26 protein-coding genes are annotated in these 24,323 nt (G+C 68.5%); 13 read left to right on the top strand and 13 right to left on the bottom strand.

Features of this window, described 5'->3' with window-relative positions:
• Nucleotides 1-530: 530 nt before the first annotated feature.
• Entirely contained in the window at nucleotides 531-1,097 is a 567-nt protein-coding gene (locus ACPEH8_RS18605; protein ID WP_017357597.1) for a TlpA family protein disulfide reductase, read from the bottom strand.
• Nucleotides 1,094-2,368 (bottom strand): YihY family inner membrane protein, encoded by a 1,275-nt coding sequence (locus ACPEH8_RS18600; RefSeq protein ID WP_026071033.1) that lies wholly within the window; start codon nucleotides 2,366-2,368, stop codon nucleotides 1,094-1,096. Before ACPEH8_RS18600 ends, ACPEH8_RS18605 begins: the two co-directional genes overlap by 4 nt.
• Before the next feature lie 109 nt (nucleotides 2,369-2,477).
• Between ACPEH8_RS18600 and wrbA the strand changes: the two genes are divergently transcribed.
• From wrbA to ACPEH8_RS18585, 3 genes are all read left to right on the top strand, one after another.
• Nucleotides 2,478-3,068: an NAD(P)H:quinone oxidoreductase gene (gene wrbA / locus ACPEH8_RS18595; RefSeq protein ID WP_017357595.1), complete on the top strand. Its 591-nt coding sequence runs from the start codon at nucleotides 2,478-2,480 to the stop codon at nucleotides 3,066-3,068.
• Nucleotides 3,065-3,403 carry a DUF2069 domain-containing protein gene (locus ACPEH8_RS18590; protein WP_017357594.1) on the top strand — a complete coding sequence of 113 codons (339 nt, stop codon included), beginning with the start codon at nucleotides 3,065-3,067 and terminating at the stop codon, nucleotides 3,401-3,403. Before wrbA ends, ACPEH8_RS18590 begins: the two co-directional genes overlap by 4 nt.
• A gap of 99 nt (nucleotides 3,404-3,502) precedes the next feature.
• Nucleotides 3,503-3,988: an asparaginase domain-containing protein gene (locus tag ACPEH8_RS18585; protein ID WP_017357593.1), complete on the top strand. Its 486-nt coding sequence runs from the start codon at nucleotides 3,503-3,505 to the stop codon at nucleotides 3,986-3,988.
• 66 nt (nucleotides 3,989-4,054) lie between these two features.
• On the opposite strand, the gene ACPEH8_RS18580 is transcribed toward ACPEH8_RS18585, so the two are convergent.
• The 3 genes from ACPEH8_RS18580 to sufT form a co-directional block, all read right to left on the bottom strand.
• Nucleotides 4,055-5,800, bottom strand: a complete 1,746-nt coding sequence (locus ACPEH8_RS18580; protein ID WP_423667773.1) for a S8 family peptidase — start codon at nucleotides 5,798-5,800, stop codon at nucleotides 4,055-4,057.
• Nucleotides 5,801-6,213: 413 nt separating this feature from the next.
• Entirely contained in the window at nucleotides 6,214-7,311 is a 1,098-nt protein-coding gene (locus ACPEH8_RS18575) for a branched-chain amino acid aminotransferase (protein ID WP_017357591.1), read from the bottom strand.
• A 60-nt stretch (nucleotides 7,312-7,371) separates the two neighbouring features.
• Nucleotides 7,372-7,923, bottom strand: a complete 552-nt coding sequence (gene sufT / locus ACPEH8_RS18570) for a putative Fe-S cluster assembly protein SufT (protein ID WP_017357590.1) — start codon at nucleotides 7,921-7,923, stop codon at nucleotides 7,372-7,374.
• Between the two features lie 117 nt (nucleotides 7,924-8,040).
• Between sufT and ACPEH8_RS18565 the strand changes: the two genes are divergently transcribed.
• Nucleotides 8,041-8,460, top strand: coding sequence for a hypothetical protein (locus tag ACPEH8_RS18565; protein WP_017357589.1), 420 nt, complete (start codon nucleotides 8,041-8,043; stop codon nucleotides 8,458-8,460).
• A gap of 42 nt (nucleotides 8,461-8,502) precedes the next feature.
• Here ACPEH8_RS18565 and ACPEH8_RS18560 read toward each other — a convergent pair whose 3' ends face one another.
• Together ACPEH8_RS18560 and ACPEH8_RS18555 are read right to left on the bottom strand one after the other, a co-directional pair.
• Entirely contained in the window at nucleotides 8,503-9,957 is a 1,455-nt protein-coding gene (locus ACPEH8_RS18560) for an NAD(P)(+) transhydrogenase (Re/Si-specific) subunit beta (RefSeq protein WP_423667771.1), read from the bottom strand.
• The gene (locus tag ACPEH8_RS18555; RefSeq protein ID WP_136003750.1) at nucleotides 9,954-10,262 is read right to left on the bottom strand and encodes an NAD(P) transhydrogenase subunit alpha; all 309 of its coding nucleotides are present in this window, start codon (nucleotides 10,260-10,262) and stop codon (nucleotides 9,954-9,956) included. The genes ACPEH8_RS18560 and ACPEH8_RS18555 overlap by 4 nt, the downstream gene beginning before the upstream one ends.
• Before the next feature lie 129 nt (nucleotides 10,263-10,391).
• Here ACPEH8_RS18555 and ACPEH8_RS18550 point away from each other — a divergent pair, with 129 nt between their 5' ends.
• The 3 genes from ACPEH8_RS18550 to ACPEH8_RS18540 are packed head-to-tail and all read left to right on the top strand — an operon-like array spanning nucleotide 10,392 to nucleotide 11,714.
• Nucleotides 10,392-10,955 carry an RNA polymerase sigma factor gene (locus ACPEH8_RS18550; RefSeq protein WP_136003789.1) on the top strand — a complete coding sequence of 188 codons (564 nt, stop codon included), beginning with the start codon at nucleotides 10,392-10,394 and terminating at the stop codon, nucleotides 10,953-10,955.
• Complete coding sequence (locus ACPEH8_RS18545; protein WP_136003748.1) at nucleotides 10,952-11,278, top strand: hypothetical protein; 327 nt, start codon at nucleotides 10,952-10,954, stop codon at nucleotides 11,276-11,278. Before ACPEH8_RS18550 ends, ACPEH8_RS18545 begins: the two co-directional genes overlap by 4 nt.
• 4 nt (nucleotides 11,279-11,282) lie before the next feature.
• Nucleotides 11,283-11,714 carry a DUF3106 domain-containing protein gene (locus tag ACPEH8_RS18540; RefSeq protein WP_136003746.1) on the top strand — a complete coding sequence of 144 codons (432 nt, stop codon included), beginning with the start codon at nucleotides 11,283-11,285 and terminating at the stop codon, nucleotides 11,712-11,714.
• A 22-nt stretch (nucleotides 11,715-11,736) separates the two neighbouring features.
• On the opposite strand, the gene ACPEH8_RS18535 is transcribed toward ACPEH8_RS18540, so the two are convergent.
• Together ACPEH8_RS18535 and ACPEH8_RS18530 are read right to left on the bottom strand one after the other, a co-directional pair.
• Entirely contained in the window at nucleotides 11,737-12,831 is a 1,095-nt protein-coding gene (locus ACPEH8_RS18535; protein ID WP_017356620.1) for an NAD(P) transhydrogenase subunit alpha, read from the bottom strand.
• 65 nt (nucleotides 12,832-12,896) lie between these two features.
• Entirely contained in the window at nucleotides 12,897-15,212 is a 2,316-nt protein-coding gene (locus ACPEH8_RS18530) for a DUF1631 domain-containing protein (RefSeq protein WP_017356619.1), read from the bottom strand.
• Nucleotides 15,213-15,543: 331 nt separating this feature from the next.
• Between ACPEH8_RS18530 and ACPEH8_RS18525 the strand changes: the two genes are divergently transcribed.
• Genes ACPEH8_RS18525 through ACPEH8_RS18510 form a run of 4 tightly spaced genes read left to right on the top strand, consistent with a single transcriptional unit; the run spans nucleotide 15,544 to nucleotide 18,406 of the window.
• Nucleotides 15,544-16,119, top strand: a complete 576-nt coding sequence (locus tag ACPEH8_RS18525) for a nitroreductase family protein (RefSeq protein WP_017356618.1) — start codon at nucleotides 15,544-15,546, stop codon at nucleotides 16,117-16,119.
• A gap of 1 nt (nucleotide 16,120) precedes the next feature.
• A complete protein-coding gene (locus ACPEH8_RS18520; RefSeq protein WP_136003744.1) occupies nucleotides 16,121-17,071 on the top strand; it encodes a 5'-3' exonuclease in 951 nt (316 codons plus the stop codon).
• Nucleotides 17,068-17,619 carry an NUDIX hydrolase gene (locus tag ACPEH8_RS18515; protein WP_136003742.1) on the top strand — a complete coding sequence of 184 codons (552 nt, stop codon included), beginning with the start codon at nucleotides 17,068-17,070 and terminating at the stop codon, nucleotides 17,617-17,619. The genes ACPEH8_RS18520 and ACPEH8_RS18515 overlap by 4 nt, the downstream gene beginning before the upstream one ends.
• The gene (locus ACPEH8_RS18510; RefSeq protein ID WP_136003740.1) at nucleotides 17,612-18,406 is read left to right on the top strand and encodes an N-formylglutamate amidohydrolase; all 795 of its coding nucleotides are present in this window, start codon (nucleotides 17,612-17,614) and stop codon (nucleotides 18,404-18,406) included. Before ACPEH8_RS18515 ends, ACPEH8_RS18510 begins: the two co-directional genes overlap by 8 nt.
• A gap of 205 nt (nucleotides 18,407-18,611) precedes the next feature.
• Here ACPEH8_RS18510 and ACPEH8_RS18505 read toward each other — a convergent pair whose 3' ends face one another.
• Nucleotides 18,612-20,030 carry an MFS transporter gene (locus ACPEH8_RS18505; RefSeq protein WP_423667768.1) on the bottom strand — a complete coding sequence of 473 codons (1,419 nt, stop codon included), beginning with the start codon at nucleotides 20,028-20,030 and terminating at the stop codon, nucleotides 18,612-18,614.
• 107 nt (nucleotides 20,031-20,137) lie between these two features.
• Here ACPEH8_RS18505 and ACPEH8_RS18500 point away from each other — a divergent pair, with 107 nt between their 5' ends.
• Complete coding sequence (locus ACPEH8_RS18500; protein ID WP_423667765.1) at nucleotides 20,138-21,022, top strand: LysR family transcriptional regulator; 885 nt, start codon at nucleotides 20,138-20,140, stop codon at nucleotides 21,020-21,022.
• A gap of 57 nt (nucleotides 21,023-21,079) precedes the next feature.
• On the opposite strand, the gene pip is transcribed toward ACPEH8_RS18500, so the two are convergent.
• From pip to prmC, 3 genes are read right to left on the bottom strand one after another with little or no spacing between them, the layout of a single operon-like run.
• Nucleotides 21,080-22,024, bottom strand: coding sequence for a prolyl aminopeptidase (pip, locus tag ACPEH8_RS18495; protein WP_017356612.1), 945 nt, complete (start codon nucleotides 22,022-22,024; stop codon nucleotides 21,080-21,082).
• Between the two features lie 41 nt (nucleotides 22,025-22,065).
• Nucleotides 22,066-22,404, bottom strand: a complete 339-nt coding sequence (locus ACPEH8_RS18490) for a DUF5713 family protein (RefSeq protein ID WP_136003738.1) — start codon at nucleotides 22,402-22,404, stop codon at nucleotides 22,066-22,068.
• Nucleotides 22,405-22,459: 55 nt separating this feature from the next.
• Nucleotides 22,460-23,314 (bottom strand): peptide chain release factor N(5)-glutamine methyltransferase, encoded by an 855-nt coding sequence (prmC, locus tag ACPEH8_RS18485; RefSeq protein WP_313218670.1) that lies wholly within the window; start codon nucleotides 23,312-23,314, stop codon nucleotides 22,460-22,462.
• Between the two features lie 352 nt (nucleotides 23,315-23,666).
• On the opposite strand from prmC, the gene ahpC reads away from it, so the two are divergent.
• Nucleotides 23,667-24,230: an alkyl hydroperoxide reductase subunit C gene (ahpC, locus tag ACPEH8_RS18480; RefSeq protein WP_017356609.1), complete on the top strand. Its 564-nt coding sequence runs from the start codon at nucleotides 23,667-23,669 to the stop codon at nucleotides 24,228-24,230.
• The last annotated feature ends 93 nt before the right edge of the window (nucleotides 24,231-24,323 follow it).

Below are 24,323 nucleotides of genomic sequence, written 5' to 3'. Positions count from 1 at the left end.
GCCCGGCAACGGGCGCTTGCGCGGTACAGGCCGCGTGCGCGGGCGGGAGGTACGGGGGCGGATCGGCGAGCAGCCGGGCAGAGCCCGGCTCTACGAGGTGCGGTGCGATGATCGACGCATGTCCAACGCGATGCGGTGACCGGCACGTAGTGCCGGGCTCTGCCCGGCAACAGGCGCTGGCGCGGTACAGGCCGCGCGCGCGGGCGGGAGGTGCGGGGTCGGATCGGCGAGCAGCCGGGCAGAGCCCGGCTCTACAAGGTGCGGTGCGATGATCAACGCATGTCCAACGCGATGCGGTGACCGACACGTAGTGCCGGGCTCTGCCCGGCAACGGGCGCTTGCGCGGTACAGGCCGCGTGCGCGGGCGGGAGGTACGGGGGCGGATCGGCGAGCAGCCGGGCAGAGCCCGGCTCTACGGGACCTGCGTGACATGACATGGTCATCAACGCCGGTCCACCGCGATGCGGTGACCGACACGTAGTGCCGGGCTCTGCCCGGCAACAGGCGCTGGCGCGGTGCCGCGCGCGCGGCTATTTGGCGGCAATGCGCTGTTCGATGTCGGCGGCGGTGACCGGGCCGAGGTACTCCTTGGCGACCGTGCCATCGGGTGCGATCAGGTAGGTCAACGGCAGGCCACGCGGAATCGCGAAGTCTTCCGGCGGGTTGTACGTATCGACGATGACGATCGGATAGGTTACCGGTCGCTTCTCCAGGAACGCCTTCATCTCGGCCGGTTCGATGTCTTCATAGGCCAGGCCCACCACCTCGATTTCGTCGCGCATGGCATGCAGCGCGGACAGTTCCGGCATTTCCTTGCGGCACGGCGCACACCAGGTCGCCCAGAAGTTCACTACCACCCATTTGCCACGATGCGCGGCCAGATCGTAGTCGCTGCCGTCCAGCGCCTTGAGTTTGAGCGTGGGGCGCTCCACGGTACGCCGGTCCGTATCGGGCGCGGCCGCAGGCGCGGGGGCCGCAGGGGCCGCAGGGGCTGGCGACGGCGTGGCGGCGGGCTCAGGCTGCGCGGTCGGGGCGGGCTTGTTGCACGCAGCCAGCGCCAGCAGGCCCAGCGCAAGCAGCAGGGGCTTGGCAGTCATGGTTTGTCTCCGAGGTTTGTATAGATGTCGCTGACGCGTCGCTTGAGCAGTTCGCGCAGCGGCAGGCGCAGCGCGTCCAGCGCGGCCACCGAGGCATCGCCCAGGCTGTCGTCGCGGTAAGGCAGGTACGCTTCCTTGACCGGGATGCGCATCTGGGTGGTTTCGTACAGATCCGACAGCGTCAGCTTGTCCAGGTCGCGCGCCAGCAGCCATTCGCCCTGTTCGTCGCGCCGCACCACGCGGATCGCTTCCAGGTCGCACAGCATGGTCTGCAGGAGCGAGTCGGTCAGCATCGGCTCCAGCCTGAGGATCTCGTCGTCATCCAGACTGCGTCCGCTCTGCCGCGCCTGCTGGAACCGCCCGATCAATCGCAGCAGGCCGTAGAGCTCGTAGCCGGTGGGCAGGCGCAGGTCCGCCGGCTGGTAGCGGAAGGCGGCGATCGAGGACGCCAGCGACGCGCCCAGCAGCACCGACACCCAGCACAGGTAGATCCACAGCAGCAGGATCGGCACGAAGGCCACGGTGCCGTACAGCTTCTGGTAGGACTGGAAGCTGCCCAGGTAGGCGCCCATGCCCCACTTCACCAGCTCCAGCATCACCGCGGCCAGGATCGCGCCGGGGATGGCATGCCGCCATTTGACGGTGTGGTGCGGAACCACGCGGTAGACCAGCATGATGCAGACGAATTCGATCAGTACCGGTGCCAGCCCCAGCGACAGATTGGCCAGCCATCGGCCTTCGCTGGTGCCGAACAGCGGCAACGCGAACACCCGCGCCGAGACCGCGAGCGAGGCGGCCGCCAGCATCGCGCCCAGGGTCAGCACCGTCCAGTAGACCAGGAAACGGGTCAGCTTGGGTCGCGCCGAGCTGACCCGCCAGATCTGGTTGAAGGTCTGCTCGACGCTGTTGAGCGTGATCAGCAGCGACACCACCAGCGCGATGAAGCCGGCGGCGGTGAGCTGGCCGGCACTGGCCGAGAACTGGCGCAGGTAGCCTTCGGCCGCGCGCGCCGCGTTGGGCACGAAGTTGGAGAACACGTAGTCGCTGAGCTGGTCGCTCCAGCGGTCGAACACCGGGAATGCCGAGAGCACCCCGAACACCACGATCGCCAGTGGCACCAGCGCGAACACGGTCGTGTAAGCCAGCGACGCGGCCGCCTGGAACAGACGGTCGTCGAGGAAGCGGTGCCACAGGAAGCGGCCGAAACTGGCGGCGCGCGCGCGATCCCGCACACGTTCCATCCACAGGTTGAGGGTGTCCAGAGGTTCCATCGGCGCAAGGGTACCCGATGCGGCGAAACGTGCACGCATCGGCCGCGCTCGCCCTGCGCCCGCCGCATCGCCATACTGGCCCCTGGCCCCAAGATGAGATGAAGGCGCGATGGCGGAGATTCTGGTGCTGTACTACAGCCGCGGCGGTTCGGTGGCCCGGCTTGCCCGCCAGATTGCGCGGGGCATCGGCGAAGTGCCCGGCATGGGCGCGCGTCTGCGCACGGTGCCGCCAGTGGCGGCGATCACCCAGACCGCGCGGCCGCCGGTGCCCGAGGAAGGCGCGCCGTACGTGAGCGTGGAGGATCTGGCCGAGTGCGACGGCCTGATCCTGGGCAGCCCGACCCGCTTCGGCAACATGGCCGCTCCGGTGAAGCACTTCCTGGATGGGCTGGGCGCCGAGTGGGTCAACGGCACACTCGCGGGCAAGCCGGCGGCAGTGTTCACCTCGACCGCGTCGCTGCACGGCGGCCAGGAGTCGACGCTGCTGTCGATGCAGGTGCCGCTGCTCCACCACGGCTGCCTGATCGTCGGCATTCCCTTCACCGAACCGGCCTTGAGCCACACCACCACCGGTGGCACGCCTTATGGCGCCAGCCATGTGGCCGGCGCCAACGATGACCCGACGCCCAGCGAGGACGAAGCGATCCTGGCCCGTGCGCTGGGCCGGCGCGTGGCCGACATCGCACGGCGGCTGGCATGAGCACGCGCGCGACCGAGGTCGTTCTCGCGCTGCTGCTGGCGGCGCTGGCCGCGCTGTATGCGCTGTGGTTCGCGCATGACAGGCACTGGCTGGCCACGCAACTGGTGTTCACCGCACCGCCGCTGCTGCTGGCCGTGGGCGTGCTGGTGCGCCGGGGCAAGGCCGCGTTCTGGGCCGGCGTACTGGCGTTGTTCTGGTTCAGCCACGGGGTGATGAGCGCCTGGAGCCATCCGGAGATCGCGGTGTGGGCCTGGACCGAGCTGGTGCTGGCGCTGGCGGTGATTGCCGTGGCCAGCGCGCCGGGCCTGCGCCGGCGGTTCGGGAAGAAGCGCTGACGGCAGACGGGCGACGCACGGCTCTCCGGGATCGCGCGGTATCATGGCGCCAGGGCGCGGCGACGCCGCCCAGCTCACCGTCAACCCAGGATTGCTGCAATGGACGAACTACTGATCATCACCACCGGCGGGACGATCGACAAGATCTACTTCGACGACAAGTCGGACTACCAGATCGGCGATCCCCAGATCGGGATGATCCTGCGCGAACTGGGCGTGACCTTCCGTTTCAACGTGATTCCGATCCTGCGCAAGGATTCGTTGCACATCACCGATGACGACCGCGAACTGATCCGCGCGACCATCGCCGCCCAACCGACCCGCCACGTGCTGGTCACCCACGGTACGGACTCGATGGTGCAGACCGGCAAGGTGCTCAAGTCGATTGCCGACAAGACCATCGTCATGACCGGCGCGCTGAGCCCGGCGCGCTTCCGCGGCTCGGATGCGGAGTTCAACATCGGCTGTGCGATCGGTGCGGTGCAGTCGCTCGCCAGCGGCGTGTACATCGCCATGAACGGCCGCATCTGGAATCCCGAGCAGGTGCGCAAGAACGTGGCGGCCAACCGGTTCGAAGAAGCCTGACGCGCCACCGCCTGGCGGACATGAAGACGCCCCGGCAGGCCGGGGCGTCTTTGTTGCAGCTCCCGATCAGTACTGCGCGGTCAGGCTCAGGCCGGAGAAGGTCGTGTAGGCCTTCACCCGCACGTGCCAGGTGCCCGCAGCCGGGGCATTGATGGTGCAGGTTTCATTGTTGCCGCTCAGGTACGGGCGGCAGTTGTACACGGTGTCGGTCGGAGCGCTGCCCGAGCGCACGTACAGGTCCGCATCGCCGCTGCCGCCGGCAATGGTGACCTTCAGCTGCGCGCTGCCCGAGGGCACATTCACGGTGTAGGCCAGCGATGCGCCGCTGGCGGCGCCGAGGCCGGTGACCGGAACGTTGTTCTGCAGCACCGTGCCGGTGCCCGGGCCGGGGCCGGTCCCGTTGAGCGCTGCGGTGACCGCGGCATCGGCATCGACGATGCCCGCGCCGCACCCGCCGGTGCAGGCACCCGGCAGTGCACGCGCGGTGTTCTTGAGCAGGGTCTCGACCGCGGCCGGCGACAGCGCCGTCGGTGCCACCGACTGCACCAGCGCGACCACGCCCGCCACGTGCGGCGCCGCCATCGAGGTGCCGTTGTAGGACGCGTAGGAGGCTGCGCCCGGCACCGTGGTGCCGCTGTTGAGGGTGGACAGAATCGCCTGGCCCGGTGCCGAGATGTCGATGCCGGCGCCATAGTTGGAGAAGCTGGCGCGGGCACCGGCCGAGGTGGTGGCGGCCACCGCGATCACGTTGGCGCAGTTGGCCGGCACCGACGAGGACACGTTGGTGTTGCTGTTGCCCGCGGCCACCACGACGGTGGTGCCGCGCGACACCGCGCCATTGATCGCGTTCTGGTAGGTGGTCGAGCAGCTGCCACCGCCCCCCAGCGACATGTTGATCACTTCGGCCGGGTTGGCATTGGCCGGAACGCCGCTGACGGTGCCGCCTGAGGCCCACACGATCGCATCGGCGATGTCGGAGGTGTAACCGCCGCACTTGCCGAGCACGCGCACCGGCACGACCTTGGCATTGAAGGCGGTACCGGCCACGCCGGTGCTGTTGTTGGTCACTGCGGCGATGGTGCCGGCCACATGGGTGCCATGCCAGCTCGAGTTGGATGCCGGGATGCCGGAGCCGCACTCGTTGGCGCCGTACCAGTCGCCTTCATCGTTGGCGTTATTGTCGCGCCCGCCGCCATCGCGCGCCATCGCGGCGTCGCTGATGAAGTCGTAGCCCGGCAGGATGTTCGCGTTGAGGTCGGGATGGCTGGTGATGCCGGTATCGATCACCGCCACGACCACGCCGGCGCCGGTGGCCTTGTCCCAGGCCGGGCGCACGTTGATGGACGCGTTGCTGGTGCCGAAGCCCCACTGCTCGGACAGACGCGTATCGTTGGGCACCAGGGTGGCCTGCATCAGCTGGTCGACCTCGACATATTCCACGTTCGGGTCGGCCGCAAGGCGGCGCATCAGCAGTTCGGATTCGGCCTGATCGAGCGGACGATCGGTCTTGACCACGGTCGGACCGATGGCGAGCTGACGCAGTTTCTGCAGGCCCAGCGCGCGCCCTTGGGAGGCGGGCACGGCGCTGGCGGCCGCCTTGAGCGAGCTGGCCAGTGCGGTGGGCGTGGCGATCGCGCTGCTGCCGTCCTTGTACTTCACGATGAAGCGCTGGTGGGTCGGCGCCGAGGACAGGCCGCTCAGCTGTACGTCACCTGCCAACGCCGGCGAGGCCAGCAGCAGCGAGGTGAGTACGGACGCGCCCAGTACAACCAATGCACGCTGACGCAAACGGTGTTGCGAATCATGAGACATCGGATTTCCCTTTCAGACTGAAGGATGCCGTCTATGCGGCGAAAATCCGGCGCGATCCGTGGCTACGGATCTATGGCAGTGATCGCGACCGGTTGTTGGATCGGTTTCCCCTAACAAAAACCGCCCGACGACGGACGCTATTGGTTTCGCCGCCACGCAACAACGTGTCAATGCCTTTTCAGTCTTGTGAACATTCCGATCTGAGACTTTTCGGGTCAACGGTTTGTGAATGTGAAGGAACTTTCACGACAGAAACCGCCACATGAACGGCTTTTTCAAGTCCATCCTCTGTCTTGCCCGACAAAAACCGGACATCCCGTTGCGCAACAACGACTTGCGTGGGGCCATCCACACAAAGGCCCGCCTGTTGCCAGGCGGGCCTTGGGAAACGCGCGATCAGGGCGCCAACCGGATCAGGCGTCCAGGCGCACCAGCCAGCCGTGGCGGTCCGGCAGGCGGCCGTACTGGATGTCGGTCAGTTCCTTGCGCAGGGACATCGTCACTTCACCGGCCGGCGCGTTGATGTCGCCCACCGCGAAGCCGTCGCCCTTGAGCTGGCCGATCGGGGTCACCACGGCGGCGGTACCGCAGGCGAACACTTCGGCGATGTCGCCGGAGGCCACGCCCTGCTTCCACTCGTCGATGCTCACCTTGCGCTCTTCAACCTTCATGCCGCGGTCGCGGGCCAGCTGCAGGATGCTCTCGCGGGTGATGCCCTCAAGGATGCTGCCGGACAGTTCCGGCGTCACCAGCGTGCCGTCCTTGTAGACCAGGAACACGTTCATGCCGCCCAGTTCTTCCAGGTACTTGCCTTCCACCGGATCCAGGAACAATACCTGCGAGCAGCCCTGGGCCTGCGCCTTCTGCTGCGGCAGCAGCGAGGCGGCGTAGTTGCCGCCGCACTTGGCCGCGCCGGTGCCGCCCTTGGCGGCGCGGGCGTATTCGGTGGACAGCCAGATGGACACCGGCGCCACGCCCTTGGCGAAGTACGGACCCGCCGGGCTGGCGATCACGTAGTAACCGGCCTTGTGTGCGCCGCGCACGCCGAGGAAGGCTTCATCGCCGATCATGAACGGACGGAAGTACAGGCTGGATTCGTCGGCCGACGGCACCCAGCTGGCGTCCACGGCGATCATCTGCCTGAGCGACTCGACGAAGATGTCCACCGGCAGTTCCGGCAGCGCCAGGCGCTGCGCCGAACGCTGCAGGCGCCGGCCGTTGGCATCCGGGCGGAAGGTCCAGATCGAGCCATCGGCGTGGCGGTAGGCCTTGATGCCTTCGAAGATCTCCTGGCCGTAGTGCAGCACCGCGGCGGCCGGGTCCAGCTGCAGCGGGCCATACGGGCGCACGCTGGCATCGTGCCAGCCGGTGTCCTTGTCCCAGCGCACTTCCACCATGTGGTCGGTGAAGTGCAGGCCGAAACCGGGCGCGGCCAGAATGCGATCGCGCTCCTCGCTGCTGCGCGGGTGGGCCGAACGGGTGGTGCTGAAGCTCACGGAAGACTGGGACACCGGATATTTCCTGTTCTGGTTACGGGGAACGCCACCACCACCAAACGCGCGGTGGAGCGGTTACAACATGCCGGTTTCAAGCCGGGCGGCCTCGGACATCATGTGGCGGCCCCACGGCGGATCGAACACCAGCTCGACGTCGGCCTCGGCCACCGTCGGGATCATTTCCAGCTTGCTGCGCACGTCGTCGACCAGGATCTCGCCCATGCCGCAGCCCGGCGCGGTGAGCGTCATCTTGATGTCCACCTCGCGCCGGCCATCGTCCAGGTGCTTGAGATCCACTTCATAGACCAGGCCCAGATCGACGATGTTGAACGGAATCTCGGGATCGAAACAGGTGCGCAGCTGCTGCCACACCAGTTTTTCCACTTCCTCGTCGGAGGCGTTTTCGGGGAGTTCCAGCGCGGGCGGCGGTTCCTTGCCGATAGCGTCGCCGTCCTTGCCGGCGATGCGGAACAGATTGCCTTCGACAAACACGGTATAGCTGCCACCCAGCGCCTGGGTGATATAGCCATAGCTGCCGGCCGGCAGCGTCACCGTTTCGCCCTGCGGGACCATGACGGCCTCGCAGTCGCGTTCGAAGTGGACAGGTTCACTGCTACGGGAATACATGTGGATGGATATGGGGTCGCGGCCAATTCCCGCAAGGCCGCCATTTTAGCCCAGCCGCCGGCCACGCGCCGGTCACCACGCAAGCCGGTATCCTGTGGGGACTTACAGGAAGATCGAATGTCGCCCACGTCCGTGTCTGCCCGGCCCCGTCACTGGCTCTGGCCCCCGCTGTTGCTGCTTGGTATCGCCACGGCCACGCTGGCCTGGTTGTTCATCGCCCTCCTCAGCGGCCAGCAGGCCGGCTGGATGGCCGTTCTGGGAGCCCTGGACGTGGTGCTGATGCTGCGGCTGGGCACCTTCCGCCCGGGGGCAACCCGGGTCGTGGTGACCGTGCTGGCCACGGCAGTGGTGGCACTGGCGGCCAACTGGTTCATCGCCTCGGCCTACCTGGGCGGCTCGATGGGGCTCAACCCGTGGGAATCTGCGTTGCGCATGGGCCCATTCATGGCCAGCACGCTGATCCAGCTGGCCAACGGGCCGCTCGAAGCGATCTGGCTGGCCGTCGCGCTGGTGGTTGGCGGGTGGCTGGCGCGGTGATGCCGGCCGCTGGGCGGCACCACCGGTCGGGCCCGGTGGCGGTCAATGGCCGCCGTCGAGCGCCTTCAGTTCGCTGACCAGCGCACTGGCGGCACCGGCACCATCGCCGTACAGCATGCGCGCATTGTCGGCATAGAAGAGCGCGTTCTCGATGCCGGCAAAGCCGGTGCCCTTGCCACGCTTGATCACCACCACGTTGCGCGCGTTGACCACATCCAGGATCGGCATGCCGTAGATCGGGCTCGCCGGGTCGGTGCGCGCGACCGGGTTGACCACGTCATTGGCACCGATCACCAGCACCACATCGGTGTTGGGGAATTCGGGATTGATGTCGTCCATGTCGGCGATCAGGTCGTAGGGCACGCCGGCTTCGGCCAGCAGGACATTCATGTGCCCGGGCATGCGCCCGGCGACGGGATGGATCGCGAACTTCACCTTGATGCCGCGTTCGATCAACCGCTGCGCCAGTTCCCACACCTTGTGCTGGGCCTGGGCCACGGCCATGCCGTAGCCCGGCACGATCACCACGCGTTCGGCGAAGGCGAGCATCGCCGCCACGTCGCTGGCCTCGATCGGTTTCTGCGCGCCACTGATCTCCTGCGCGGTACCGCCGCCGCCAAAGTTGGAAAACAGCACGCCGCTGATCGGCCGGTTCATCGCCTTGGCCATCAGGCGGGTCAGCAGGATGCCGGCCGCGCCGACCATCATGCCGGCGATGATCAGCGCCTCGTTGCCCAGCACATAGCCCTCGAACGCCACCGCCAGGCCGGTAAAGGCGTTGTAGAGCGAGATCACCACGGGCATGTCGGCGCCGCCGATCGGCAGGGTCATCAGAACGCCCAGGGCGAGCGCGACCACGAAGAAGGCGATGATCGCCACCGGGCTCAGGCTGACGCCGGCCCAGATGCCCAGCCCGACCATCGCCACGGCAACCGCCAGGTTGAAGGCCTGCTGCCCGGGGAAGGTCACGCGTCGGTCCAGCCGTCCGTCCAGCTTGGCCCAGGCGATGATCGAACCGGACAGTGACACCGCACCGATCGCCGAGCCGATGATCGCCAGCGCCAGCACCGTGGCCGAGGGCTGGCGCGCGGCCAGTTCAGCAATGGCCTGTTCGCTCCAGTGCGCGGTATCGCGATTGGCCAGGAAGGAGAAGCGCAGCAGCTCCACCGCACCGATCGCCGCGGCCGAGCCACCGCCCATGCCGTTGTAGAGGGCCACCATCTGCGGCATGTCGGTGATCGCCACGCGCTTGGCCGACCACCAGGCCACGCCGGTGCCGATCGCCACCGCCGCCAGGATCAACGGCACGTTGTGCAGCTCGGGCAGGAAGAAGGTTGCCACCGTGGCAATCAACATGCCCAGCCCGGCCCAGCGGATGCCGCTGCGCGCGGTCATGGGCGAGGCCATGCGCTGCAGGCCCAGCAGGAACAGCGTGGCGGCGACCAGGTAGCTGACCTGGACCAGCCACTGCAGCAGGTGTGCGGTGCTCACGTTCAAGGCGCCTTCTCCCCCGCGTCGCGCTTGGCGCTGGGCTTGAACATGTCGAGCATCCGCTCGGTGACCACATAGCCACCGGCCGCATTGCCGGCGCCGAGCACCACCGCGACGAAGCCGATGATCTTCTCCAGCGGTGTCTGCGCGTGGCCCAGCACCACCATCGCACCGATCAGCACGATGCCGTGGATGAAGTTGGACCCGGACATCAGGGGGGTATGCAGGATCACCGGCACCCGTGAAATGATCACATGGCCGGCGATGGCGGCCAGCATGAAGATGTACAACGCCACGAACCCGTCGCTCATTGCAGTCTGTCTCCCAGGCGGTGATCCCGTCCCGCCCATCATAACCATGCGCTGAACCGTTCTGCAGGCCGGTCAACCGATGGCGCACTGGTGCGTTCTCACGTTGTCCCCCTGCGCGAGCGCTACCCTGTGCTGGTGAGCCCCTCCCTACCGACGCTGCCCACCGAGGCCGATGCGCCGCTGCCGGTATCGCTGGACGCGTTTCTGGCCGGTATCGGCCCGCGCGCGTTCCGCTTCGCCGAAGCCGGCCTGCGCCAGCGCGACGACGCCCTCGATGCCGTGCAGGACAGCATGCTGCGGATGCTGTCCTACCGTGACAAACCCGCCGCCGAGTGGGCGCCGCTGTTCTGGAGCATCCTGCGCCGCCGGGTGGTGGACCTGCAGCGCCGCCGCGGGTTCCGCCTGCGCTTCTGGCGCAGCAGCGATGCGCCTGCGGAGGATCACGACATCGACTGGGCCGACAGCGCGCCCGGTCCGGCCCAGGCGCACGAGCAACGCGATCAGTACACGCGTCTGGTCGCCGCGCTGCGCCAGCTCCCGGCCCGCCAGCGCGAGGCCTTCACCCTGCGCGTGCTGCAGCAGCTCGACGGCGCCACCACCGCCCGGGCGATGGGCTGCAGCGAAGGCGCGGTCAAAACCCATCTTTCGCGCGCACGCGCAGCCCTGCAGCAGCACCTGGAGATCGAACTGTGAGCCGCCCGCCTCTTCCTTCCAGCACCGACGCGGCCCTGCAGCAGTTGCATGCGCAGGCGGTTGCGCGGCTTTCCCCGGCCACCCTGGCGCGGCTGCATGGCGCGCGCCACGCCGCGCCGCAGCGCACCCGCGCGCATGGCTGGTGGCTGGCCACGGCCTGCTCGGCGGTCGCCGCACTGGGACTGGGCTACAGTTTCACGGTCAGCCCGCCGCGTCCGGCCGCGCTGCCGGTCACCGCGACACTGGATGACGGCATCGACGTACTCGACGAGAATCCCGATCTGTACGTGTGGCTGGCCGGCACCGATCTGGCAATGGAGTGAATCGATGAAACCGCGACTGATGCTGGGACTGGCACTGCTGACGCTGACGGCGACCGGCTGGGCACAGACGTCCCCGTTACCGAACTGGGACCAACTGACCCCGCAGCAGCGCGAGGCGTTGATCGCGCCGGTGCGTGACCGGTGGAACGATGCGCCGCCGCCGCAACGCGAGCGGATGCTCCAGCATGGGCAGCGCTGGCAGGAGATGACCCCGGAACAACGCGATCTGGCGCGCCGTGGCCGACACCGCTTCGAGAACATGTCGCCCGAGCAGCGCGAGCAGGCCCGCGCGCTGTTTGCGCAGATGCGCACGATGAACCCGGCCCAGCGCGACGAACTGCGCGCCCGCTGGGCGCGCATGACCCCTGACCAGCGCCAGGACTGGCTCAAGGCCAACCCCATCGTCGAGCCGCCCGCCGCGCCCAGAAAGCCCTGAGCGCCGCGCCGCCGGGCCATGCTCAGCCGGCGGCGTCCGCGCCCTGCCAGCGGGTTCTGGCCTGCAGTTCGTCGGTCCAGTCGAAGGCGATTGCACCGTCCTTGAGGAACAGCGCGACGAAGTTGTACAGGTTGCGCGCGTACATCTCGCTGGCGTGCACGGCCCCCTGGCTGGCCAGGTTGAGCGGACCGTCGACGGTGATGCCGTCCAGGTCGATGGTCTGCCCCGGCACGGTCGCTTCGCAGTTGCCGCCGGTCTCGGCGGCCAGGTCCACCACCACGCTGCCCGGCTTCATGCCGCGCACCATCGCGGTGCTGAGGATCCGCGGTGCAGGGCGACCCGGCACGGCCGCCGTGCACACCACGACGTCCACCAGGCGCAGATGGTCGCCGAGCCGGCGCTGCTGTTCGGCCCGCTCGTCCTCGGTCAGCGCGCGGGCATAGCCGCCTTCACCGGCGGCGCTGACTCCCAGGTCAAGGAATTTGCCGCCCAGCGATTCGATCTGCTCGCGGGTTTCCGGGCGCACATCGAACCCTTCGACCTGCGCGCCGAGCCGGCGCGCGGTGGCGATCGCCTGCAGTCCGGCCACACCGGCGCCCACCACCAGCACCCGCGAGGGGCGGATGGTGCCGGCGGCCGTGGTCAGCATCGGGAAGAAGCGCGGCGCGCGCTGGGCCGCGATCAACATGGCCTTGTAGCCCGCCATGCCGGCCTGCGAACTGAGCACGTCCATCGACTGCGCGCGCGTGGTGCGCGGCAGACGCTCCAACGGAAAGGCATGCAGCGCGCGCGATTGGATGGTCGCCGCACGGCCTGCGTCAGCCTGCGGGTAAAGCATGCCCACCAGGGTGGCGCCGGTCTTGAGCTGGGCCCACTGGGCCGGGGATGGCGGCTGCACGCACAGCACGATATCGGCCGTGGACAGGCCGCCGGCGTCGGCCACCTGCGCGCCGGCGTCCAGATACGCCGCATCCGGGAAACCGGCCGCCTGTCCGGCACCGGCCTCAAAACGAACGGTCGCGCCGAGCGCAGCCAGCTTGCGCGCCGTCTCCGGCGTCATTGCCACGCGCCGTTCCCCCGGCGCGCCTTCCTTGACCACCAACACCTCGACAGCCATGCCTGTCCCCGTCGTTCAGCGGATAGTGCCGTGATCGTAACCTGATCGGTGGGCGCCGGGTCGGCCTAGTGGACGGTGGCGTTCTTGGTGTCCAGGCGGTCGATCACGCCCTGCATGGCGCTGTCGAAGGCGCCATCGTCGATATGCGCGCGCAGGCGGCCCAGCCGCACCATCACCGCCAGTTCTTCCGGCGAGGCCACGCAGAAGCGCACGCCGCGGCGGTTGACGAACAGCAGACGCGAGGAGATCGGGCTGACCCAGGACAGCTTGCCGGCCTGCACCTTGCCGTCCTTGTCGACGAAGTCCAGCCAACTGCCGATCTCCATGCCGCGGAAGCGGTCGGCATCGGCGTTGTCGAAGTCGCTGACATCCACCTTGCTGCCCAGCTCCACCGCCGGGGCTTCCTGCGCGGGCGGTGCCGGCAGCACCACCTGCGGCAGTTCCGGCAGCGCGCGCTCCAGTTCCGGGCGCGATTCGGCGATGCCCTGCAACGTGTCATGCAACGCGTCGATGGCGCTGGTGGCGGCATCGGCGTGCACGCCCACACTGGCAAACACCTTGCGCAGCGCCGGGTGCCAGGCCTGCAGCCAGGGCTTGCCGACGATCTTGCGGCGCGCTTCGGCCACCTCTTCCAGCAGCCCGTCGGCCAGGGCCAGCGCCTCACCCACCGACGCGCCGTCTTCTCCTTCGCGCAGCACACTCAAGGTGAGGTGGTGCTGCCACGGCTGGCGCAGGAACTCGCCGATGGCCTGCGGCAGGGTGGCATCGGCAATGCGACGGTCCAGTTCGGCGGCCGCCCGGGTGCGCGCCATTTCCAGCTTTTCCTGACCGCGCTGGGTCTCGGCCGCACGCCGCTCGGCGATTTCGATCCGGCGCCGATGCTGGGCCAGGAAATCGCGGAATTCTTCTTCCAGCGTAAGGAAGATGGCGAGGTTCTCGTTGAACTCGGCCACCAGCCGCTCGATGATCTCCTCGACCTTGCCCATCAGCACGCGCTCGGCCTGGCTTTCGCCGGTATTGCCTTCGCACGCTTCGGCCAGCGAGTTGAGCAGCTTGCGCGCCGGGTGGGTCTTCTGCACGAACATGCGGCGGTCGAGCATGGCGACCTTCACGAACGGCACCACCAGCCGACCGATCAGCTCGCGCGAGCGACCTTCCAGGTCGCGCTCGTCCAGCATCACATCAAACAGCATGCCGACCAGGTCGATCGCGTCCTCGTCCTGCGGGTCCAGCCGGGCCTGGCCCGGGTCGACACCGAGGCGCGTGGCACCGGACAGCACTTCGCTCTTCAGGCGCTGGGCCAGCGATTCGCCGTCCTCGCCGATCGCCGCGCGCAGGGTGGCGCTGGGCGTGGCCTGGAGCAGCGACAGCACCGACATCATTTCGCGTTGGCTGAGCGGACGCTGCTGGCCCACCGCCACACTCGCGGCGGAGGTGGCGTCTTCGCGCACATGGCGGGTCTGCTGCAGCAGTTCATGCAGCGCTTCCAGCAACATGCCCTGGTTGCCGCTCAGACCCTCGGCGCCGTCCGCACCGCCGGCATGGCTGCTGGCGCCGTGCGAGGACTGCATGCGGCCACGGCTTTCGGCCCAGCGGTCGGCAAACCGCCTGGCCCAGGCCGGCGCGGTCGCGTCGTCATTGCCGTGCTGCGCCGTGTCCAGCGCGTCGACCAGTTCGTCCAGCTCGTCGCGCGGCGTCGGCGGGCGCGGGGCCGGGCGACGCGGCGCGGCCATCTGCGGCATCACGCCGGCAGCGGCCAGTTGTTCGTCCACTTTTTCGTAGCGCTTGCCGATCGGGGCGTGCAGGTCGCGCTCGCACAATTTGATCAGCACCAGCCGCACTTCCGGGGCCAGCTCACAGCCGGCGAAGGCCTCGTGGATGGCCACACCGATGTGTTCCGGGCTGATCGGGTTGGTGTCCGCGTTCAGCTCCAGGCCCCCGGCAATCATGCCCAGGCGGCGGTCCAGACGGGCCAGCACCGGCTTCCAGTCGCGCAGCAGCACGGTGGCGAAATTGCGCACGGCCAGCCGCGATTCCAGCACGTGCTCGGGCACCAGGCTCAGGCCGTCCTCGATCTGACCGGCCAGCGTGGCCTCGGCCGACAGGGGCTCGCCCTGCTCCAGCGCCGACCAGGCGCGGGCCAGATGGGTGCGGAAGCCGACCACGATGTCGTCGCGGCGGCGGCGCAGTTCGCGCATGCCGTCCAGGAACAGCAGCTGCGACGCGCCTGCGGTGCCGGCACGGTCGAACAGCACATCGTCAAAGCGCGCCAGTACGGTCGCGAACGACTCGGCCAGCGCGGGCAGCGCCGCGTCGCGCGCAAGCGTCAGCAGCGCGGCGTTGCGACCCGGATGGCCCGTAGCAGTGGGCGTGGCGATCATGCGAAAAGGCTCCCCACCCTCGCAGGCACTCTAAGCAGCGTGAATACAGCCGACGCAGGTACACCCCATGCACCCGCATACGGATCGTAGGCCGGCCGGCCGGTAGCGGACAGTGAAGCAGTCCTCACTTCATACCTCATGACCGGGGCGCCGGCAGGCCTTGTATCGTACGGGGAGCGGTCGCGGGAAGCGAGTACAGCCACGTGAACGACTTCCGTTAATTAGGTGATGTTCATCACGTTTTGTCGCAAATTGCACCGAGAACGCCCAAAGCCGTGTCACAAACTGCCGCGACTATACTGAGAGGCCCGTGAAAGCCGATCGAGATCCCATGCTGCTTCCCGCTGCGCTGCAGGCGCTGGACATGCGCCGTTCCGTCCCCGCCCGACACCTGGGCGAGCCCGGGCCGGACCCGCAGACGCTGGCGCGGATGCTCGCCTCGGCGGTGCGGGTGCCCGATCACGGCAAGCTGGTGCCGTTCCGCTTCCTGCGGATCACTGGCGATGCACGTCACACTCTGGGCACCTTCCTGGCCGAACGCAGCCGCGAGCGCGACCCCAACGTGGCCCAGGCCCAGCTGGAGAAAGACCGTCAGCGGTTCTCGCACGCCCCGCTGGTCATTGTGGTGGTCACCCGCCACACGCCCAGCCCCAAGGTGCCCGCGCAGGAACAGCTGATGACCGCCGGCTGCGTCTGCTTTGCCCTGCTGCAGGCCGCGCAGGCGTTCGGCTTCGGCGCCCAGTGGCTGACGGCCTGGATGGCCTTCGACCCGGCCGTCCATGCCCACCTGGGGCTGGCCGACAACGAGGGCATCGCCGGTTTCATCCATATCGGCACGCCGAAGACCGAGGTGCCCGAGCGCGACCGTCCGGACCCGGCCGCCCTGCTGCAGGACTGGAATGGCTGAGATGAGCGTTCCGTCCCCCGTGGTGGCACCGCGCCCGCCGCTGTATCTGGTGGATGCCAGTCTGTATGTGTTCCGCGCCTGGCACTCGATGCCCGACGAATTCCAGGACCAGCAGGGCTGGCCGACCAATGCCGTGCACGGTTTTGCCCGCTTCCTGCTCGACCTGCTTGAACGCGAACGCCCGCGGCATATCGCCATTGCCTTCGACGAGGCGCTGGACAGCTGTTTCCGGCACCGCCTGTATGCCGCCTACAAGGCCAACCGCGACCCGGCACCGGATGCGCTGCGCCGCCAGTTCGCGCACTGCAAGGCGCTGTGCGTGGCGCTTGGGCTGGCGGTACTGGCCCACCATGAGTACGAAGCCGACGACCTGATCGGCAGCGCCCTGCACGCGCGCCGCGAGGCGGGCATGCGCGGGGTGATCGTCTCCGCCGACAAGGACCTGTCGCAGCTGCTGTTCGAGCACGACGAACAGTGGGACTACGCACGCAACCAGCGTTGGGGCATGGCCGGGGTCAAGGCCCGCCACGGCGTCCATGCCCACCAGATCGCCGATTACCTGGCGTTGTGCGGCGACGCGGTCGACAACATCCCCGGCGTGACCGGCGTGGGCGCCAAGTCCGCGGCGGTGCTGCTGGCCCACTTCGGCAGCCTGGACACGTTGTACGAACGCATCGACGAAGTGCCGTTCCTGCGCCTGCGTGGCGCCGCGCAGATGGCGGTGCGCCTGCGCGAGCAGCGTGAGCACGCCTTGTTGTGGCGGCAGTTGACCACCATCGCGCTGGATGCGCCGCTGGACGGCGGCCCTGCCGACTTCAGCCGGGTCAGCGCCGATGCGCAGATGCTGCAGGGCCTGTGCGATGCGCTGCGGTTCGGGCCACTGACCCGTCGCCGCCTGTTCGCCGCCGCCGGCCTGTCCGATTCCCCTTCCGTAGCCAGCGAGATCGCATGAGCCCCAACACGCAAGCCCCCAAGGTCGTCTACGAAGGCAAGTACCAGCGCATGGTCGTGCGCGGTACGTGGGAATACAGCGAGCGCACCCACGCCGGCGGCCTGGCCGCGATCATCATCGCCGTCACGCCCGAGGACAACGTGCTGTTCGTCGAACAGTTCCGGGTGCCGCTGCAGGCCAACACCATCGAGATGCCGGCCGGCCTGGTCGGCGACATCGACGCCGGCGAGTCGATCGAAGTCTCGGCGGTGCGCGAGCTGGAAGAAGAAACCGGCTGGACCGCCGCACATGCCGAGGTGCTGATGATCGGCCCGACCTCGTCGGGCGCGAGCAGCGAGCAGATCGCGTTCGTGCGCGCCACCGGCCTGCGTCGGGTCGGTGCCGGTGGTGGCGATGACAGCGAGGACATCACCGTGCACGAAGTCCCGCGCGCCCGCGCGGCGGCGTGGCTGGTCGAGAAAATGGGCCAGGGCTACGCATTGGACGCCAAGCTGTGGGCCGGGCTGTGGATGATCGAGCACCACCTGGACGGTACCCCGCGTGGCTGATGCGTTTGTCCCGCCGCTGCACGCCGCCACGCTGCTGGGACCCTCGGATCCCGCGCCGTTCACGGTGCACCCGGCCCGGGGCCGCTCGCCGTTCGTGTTGATTGCCGACCATGCCGGCCAGCAGGTGCCCGCGGCGCTGGCCGATCTGGGGCTGCCGCAGGCCGAGCTGGACCGGCACATCGGCTGGGACATCGGCATCGCCGGGGTCACCCGTGCCCTGGCGGGCCTGCTGGGTGCCTGGGCCATCGAGCAGACGTACTCGCGGCTGGTGATCGACTGCAACCGCCCGCCCGGCGCGCCGGGCCGGTTCGCGCCGGTCAGCGACCACACCGTGGTGCCCGGCAACCAGCGCCTGGACGCCGCCGCGCAGGAGGCTCGGGTACGCGAGATTTTCGACCCCTATCACCAGCGCATCAGCGCCGAGCTGGATGCGCGCTCTGTCGCCGGCACCCGGACGATTCTGATTGCCATGCACAGCTTCACTCCGGCAATGCAGGGCGTGGCGCGGCCGTGGCACGCCGGCGTGCTGTACCAGCGCGATGCGCGCTTCGCGCATGCACTGCTGCACGCGCTGCAGGCCGAGGGGGATCTGGTGGTGGGTGACAACCAGCCCTATGCGGTCAGCGACGCCACCGACTATGCGATCCCGGTGCATGCCGAAGCGCGTGGTCTGGCGCACGTGGAACTGGAAATCCGCCAGGACCTGATTGCCGACAGCGCCGGGCAGCTCGCCTGGGCGCAACGTCTGGCACGCGTCTTCAACCAGCTCGAACCCGCCTTCCGCTGACACCCGGCGCTGCTCCGCTCCGACAGCACCCCGCATTGCGCCCGTAGAGCCGGGCTCTGCCCGGCTGCTCTCCGTTCCGGCACCGAAAAACCCCGCATTGCGCCCGTAGAGCCGGGCTCTGCCCGGCTGCTCTCCGTTCCGGCGTCGGCAACCCCGCGCTTCGCGCGCCAGCCGACCAACGGTCGGCGCTACCCGGAAGCTGCGGCTACGCGGTAGCGCGTTGATCGGCCGGGTCTTCCTGCGGCCGCAGCCACAGCGCCACCGCGACGCCCAGCAGCGCAAAGGCGGCCGCGCCGTATTGCGCGTTCACCAGCCCCTGCAGTGCGTCCGGGCCGGTGCCCGCCGCCGATGCGCTGCGTCCGGCATTGGCCAGCATCACCAGCAGCGCCAGGCCCAGCGCGCCACCGATCTGCTGGGCAGTGGCCGCCATGCCGGAGGCCACGCCCTGCTGCGCAGCCGGCACGCCCTGCCCGGCCACAATCCACATCGCCGTCCAGGTCATGCCCTGCCCGAGGCTCAACACCACGATGCCCGGCAGCAGCGGCCAGTATGTCGCGCCATATGGCAGCGCGACCGCCACGGCCGCGATACCGATCGCGCCGGCCGCCATGCCCCGTGCCAGCACCTGGCGGGGCGAGCGACGGGCGAGCATGCGTTCGGTGATGCGGATGCCGACGGTGCACACCAGCGTCGGCGGCAGGAATGCCAGCCCCGCCTGCAGCGCGCTCCAGCCATAGCCATCCTGGTAGTACAGCGCCAGAAAGTAGTACTGCACGCCGAAGCTGCTCATGAACACGAACGTCAGCAGCATCGCGGCCCGCAGGCTGCGCAGACGCAGCAGGGCGAACTGCATCAACGGATCGCGGCTGCGCTGCTCGATCTGCACGAAGGCGACCAGCAGCACCACCGACAGCGCCAGGCAGCCCAGCGTGCGCGGCGCCAGCCAGCCCCACTCCGGCCCCTGCACCAGGGTGGTCACCATCAGGCTGCCGCCCAGGGTGACGGTGAGGCAGCCGGCCAGGTCGAACGAGCGCCCGGCCTGCGGCGCGGAGTCGCGCGGCAGCCACCACCCGCCCAGCAGCGCACAGGCGCTGGCGAACGGCACGATCACCAGCAGCACCGAGGCCCAACCGAAGCTCTGGGTGAGCACTCCGCCGAGCAGCGTGCCCAACGCCAGGCCACCGGCGCTGGCCATCGACCAGATCGCCAGCGCACGGTTGCGTGGCGCGCCCTCGGCGTACAGCGTGTTGATCAGCGACAACGTGGCCGGGAACAGCAACGCCGCGCCGATGCCCTGCACCGCCCGGGCCGCGATCAGCAGCCACGCACTGGTGCTGAAACCACCGACCAGCGAGGCCAGCGCGAACAGCGCCATGCCGAGCCGATAGACCCGGCGGCGCCCGAGCAGATCGGCCGCGCGGCCGCCAAGCAGCAGGCAGCCGCCGAAGGCCACGGTGTAACCGCTCACGATCCATTGCAGCTGCTGCGCATTGATCCGCAGCTGCACCCCCATCTCGTGCAGGGCCACAAAGATGATGGTCGCGTCGAGCGCGATGATCAGCTGGGCCATTGCCAGCAGGGTCAGCGCCAAGCGCGGCGGGAAGGAACGGGGAGCGTCGGTCATGCCAGTCGGTACGGGGGAAAGGCGGGCAGTCTCATTGATGACGCAAGACAAATAAACCCGGATACTTCGATTTCTGTCATGCATTTTCGCATCAATCGAGGGCGGACATGGATCTCAATGCGGTGCGCATGCTGGTACAGGTCGCCGAGGCGCGCAGTTTCACCCTCGCCGCCGGCCAGCTCGGGGTCAGCCAGTCGGGGCTGTCGCGCGCGATCAGTCGGCTGGAAGGCACGCTCGGTGTGCGCCTGCTCCACCGCAACACACGCAACGTCAGCCTGACCCCCGACGGGCAGCAGTTCGTGGCGCACTGCGCGCCCCTGCTGAGTGGCCTGGAGGATGCCGAGCGGCGCCTCGGCGACCGCCCGTGCACGCCGTCGGGCGTACTCAAAGTCACCGCCCCCTCGATGTTCGGTCGCAAAGTGCTGGTGCCGCTGGCCGGCCAGTTGATGGGTGCGCATCCGCACCTGCAGTTCGACCTGGTGCTCAACGACCGCCTGGTCGACCTGGTCGAGGAAGGCTTCGATGCCGCCCTGCGCACCGGCCCGATCAGCGACGTGCGCATGGTGGCGCGGCCGTTGCGGCCGTTGCACTGGGTGACGGTGGCCTCGCCGGCTTACCTGGCCCGGTGCGGTGCGCCGGCCACGGTGGACGATCTGCACGGGCATGGCTGCCTGGCGGTGCGCAACCTGCGCAGCGGGCGGCTGGTGGACTGGCAGTTCCGCGACGGCGACGGGCTGCGTGACGTCACCCCACCGGCGCGGATGGTGTTCGACAGTGGTGATCCGCTGGTCGAAGGCGCACTGGCCGGCGTCGGGATCGTGCAGGTGATGGACTTCGCGGTGGCCGATGCCCTGGCTGACGGCCGCCTGCAGCGCGTGCTGCAGCCTTTCGAGGGCCGCAGCCGCGCGTTGTCACTGGTGTACCCGCCGTCGCGGCAGGCCTCACCGAAGCTGAAGGTGCTGGCCGAGGCGCTGCTGGCCGGCCACTGGTAGCAGCAGCGCGTGCCGCCCCATCGATGAGGCGCATGCCCCACCGGTGGGATCGGCCGATCAGCCGGCGAAACGGTCGGTGGCGCGCACCAGCGCGTCCACATTCTCCGCTTCGAACGCCGAGTGGCCCGAGGCCGGGCTGATTTCCAGCGTCGATGCCGGCCACGCCTTGTGCAGCTCCCAGGCATTCTGCAGCGGGCACACCACGTCATAGCGCCCGTGCACGATCACGCCGGGAATATCGGCGATGCGGTGCGCGTCGCGCAGCAGTTGCTCTTCCACCTCGAAGAAGCCGCCGTTGACGAAGTAATGGTTCTCGATGCGGGCGAACGCCAGCGCGAACTGCGGGTCTTCATGGCTGTTCACGAAGTCGTCGTCCACGTGCAGAAAGCTGGTTGCCCCTTCCCACACGCTCCACGCCTTGGCGGCGGCCAGGCGGGTGGCTTCGTCGTCACTGGTCAGGCGGCGGTGGAAGGCCGAGATCAGGTCGTGGCGCTCCACGGCCGGAATCGGCTTGAGGTAGTGCTCCCACGCGTCCGGGAACAGGCGGTTGGCACCTTCCTGGTAGAACCACTCCAGCTCCCAGCGGCGCAGCATGAAGATGCCGCGCAGCACCAGTTCGGTCACGCGCTGCGGGTGGGTCTGGGCGTAGGCCAATGCCAGGGTGGAGCCCCAACTGCCGCCGAACACCTGCCAGCGATCCACCTTGAGGTGCTCGCGCAACGTCTCGATATCGGCCACCAGGTCCCAGGTGGTGTTGTCCACCAGGTCGGCGTGCGGCGTGGAACGGCCGGCACCGCGCTGGTCGAACAGGATGATGCGGTACTTGGCCGGGTCGTGGAACTGGCGCATTTTCTCGCTGCAGCCACCGCCCGGGCCACCATGCAGCATCACCACCGGCTTGCCGTCGGGGTTGCCGCACTGCTCGAAGTACAGCGTGTGGCGATCATCGACCTTCAGGCTGCCGACGTCGTAGGGGGTAATGGCGGGGTACAGCGTACGCATGACGGAACTCCGTTGTTGGGGACAGGCACGCACGGGCGGGTTCACCACTCGCGCGGGCTGATCAGGTCTTCGACATCCACATCGAACCCGTAGCTGCGCGCGATGAAATCGACATCGCTGCCGATGTTGTCGCGTGCCACGGATTCCAGTTCGCTGCCCTGCGCCTCGAATGCTTCGCCGAGCACGTTGAATTCAAGCGTGGCGGCGTGGGTCAGCGCGCACAGCGCCGCCGCATCGGCGGGCGGCTCGCGCTCGATGCGCTCGCACAGGCGCAGCAGGATCTGCCGGCCCTGTTCAACCAGGGGCGCGGGAAAATAGCTGTCCTGGCGCATGTCGTGCAGGAACGGGTGGGCCATAACCTTGGCATTGCGAAGCAGCATGGCGCGTCCTTTCGGGTGGAACGCCATTCTACCCACGGCATTGTTGCCGCCGGGTTCAAACCCCGCCGGGCAGACAGCCGCAGGTCACGCGCTCGCGCTGTTCGAGATCGCGGACGGTGGACACGTGATCGAAGCCAGCCTGTTCGAACAGCGCGCGGATCGCGTCGCCCTGATCCCAGCCATGTTCGATGAGCAGCCAGCCGCCGGGCATCAGGTGCGCGCCGGCGCCGGCGACGATCACGCGGATGTCGTCCAGACCATCGGCCCCGGATGCCAGCGCGCTGGCCGGTTCATGGCGCAGATCGCCCTGCAGCAGGTGCGGGTCGCCGCTGGCGATGTACGGCGGGTTGCTGGCGATCAGCGCAAAGCGCTGACCGGCCAACGGTGCATACCAGGACCCTGCGACGAACACCACGTTGTGCACGCCGTTCGCTGCGGCGTTGCGGCGCGCCATCTGAAGGGCCTCGGCGCTGGCGTCGGTGGCGGTGATGCGGGCGTGCGGCCGTTCGCTGGCCAGCGCCAGGGCGATCGCGCCGCTGCCGGTACCGAGGTCGGCCACCTCCAGGGCGGTCTCCCGCGGCAGCCGATCCAACGCCAGCTCGACCAGCAGCTCGGTTTCCGGGCGCGGAATCAGCGTGGCCGGGCTGACCGCCAGATCCAGCGTCCAGAAACCGCGTCGGCCAAGCAGGTAGGCAACCGGCTCGCCGGCCTGGCGGCGGGCCAGCAGGGCCTGGAAGGTCGCTACGGCGTCGGCGTCGAGCAGATCGGTGGCATGCGCGAACAGCCAGCCGCGCTCCCGCCCGAGCACATGCAGCAGCAGCAGTTCGGCCTCGTGCCGCCCCTCCACGCCGGGCAGGGTGGCGGCGGCTTCGGCCAGCAGCTGTCGAACGTCGCGCGGGGCGGCAGTCATGGCGGGGATCGTGCAGGAACGGGCGCGCAGTGTAGTGCACCGTCACCGCGCGCCTGCAGCCGGTGGCGACGCCGCCTCCCCGTGCGCCACAGGCGGGCTGACCGAGCGGTTCATTCAGGTTTCACCTTGGGCGGATACACGCGGGCTATGGCACCGATCAGCCGCGGCGGCGGCGATGTCATTGCGCTGCAATGCATTCGGGCGATATCGACCCGAGGGTTCATCTCTGGATCAGCTCATTTCGATAGACTATGTCTATCGTATAGATGCAATCAATGGATTGTCCTTATGGGAACGGAGCCGCTAACCTGTGCTGGTCGCTTCACCCACCCCTTCACCAAGAGGAACAACGATGTCGCTCATCAACACCCAGATCCAGCCGTTCGAAGCCAACGCCTACCAGAACGGCGAGTTCATCAAGGTCTCCGACAGCACCCTGAAGGGCCAGTGGTCCGTGCTGATCTTCATGCCGGCCGCGTTCACCTTCAACTGCCCGACCGAAATCGAAGACGCCGCCGACCATTACGCCGAGTTCCAGAAGGCCGGTGCCGAGGTGTACATCGTCACCACCGACACCCATTTCTCGCACAAGGTGTGGCACGAAACCTCGCCGGCCGTCGGCAAGGCCCAGTTCCCGCTGGTGGGTGACCCGACCCACGCCCTGACCAACGCCTTCGGCGTGCACATCCCGGAAGAAGGCCTGGCCCTGCGCGGCACCTTCATCATCAACCCGGAAGGCGTGATCAAGACCCTGGAGATCCACTCCAACGAGATCGCCCGTGACGTCTCCGAAACGCTGCGCAAGCTCAAGGCTGCCCAGTTCACCGCCGCCAACCCGAACCAGGTGTGCCCGGCCAAGTGGAAGGAAGGCGAGAAGACCCTGACCCCGTCGCTGGATCTGGTCGGCAAGATCTAAGCAACGCCTCATCCCCATTCCCGCTTCGACGGGAGTGGGGGTGAACCCAAGCCGGTGCCGCCACGCGCCCGCTTCGGTTCACCCCCCTGCTGC

This window comes from Stenotrophomonas sp. NPDC077461 (genome assembly GCF_049545475.1).
Lineage (GTDB): Bacteria > Pseudomonadota > Gammaproteobacteria > Xanthomonadales > Xanthomonadaceae > Stenotrophomonas > Stenotrophomonas nematodicola.
This window is presented reverse-complemented; position numbering and strand designations above follow the sequence as displayed.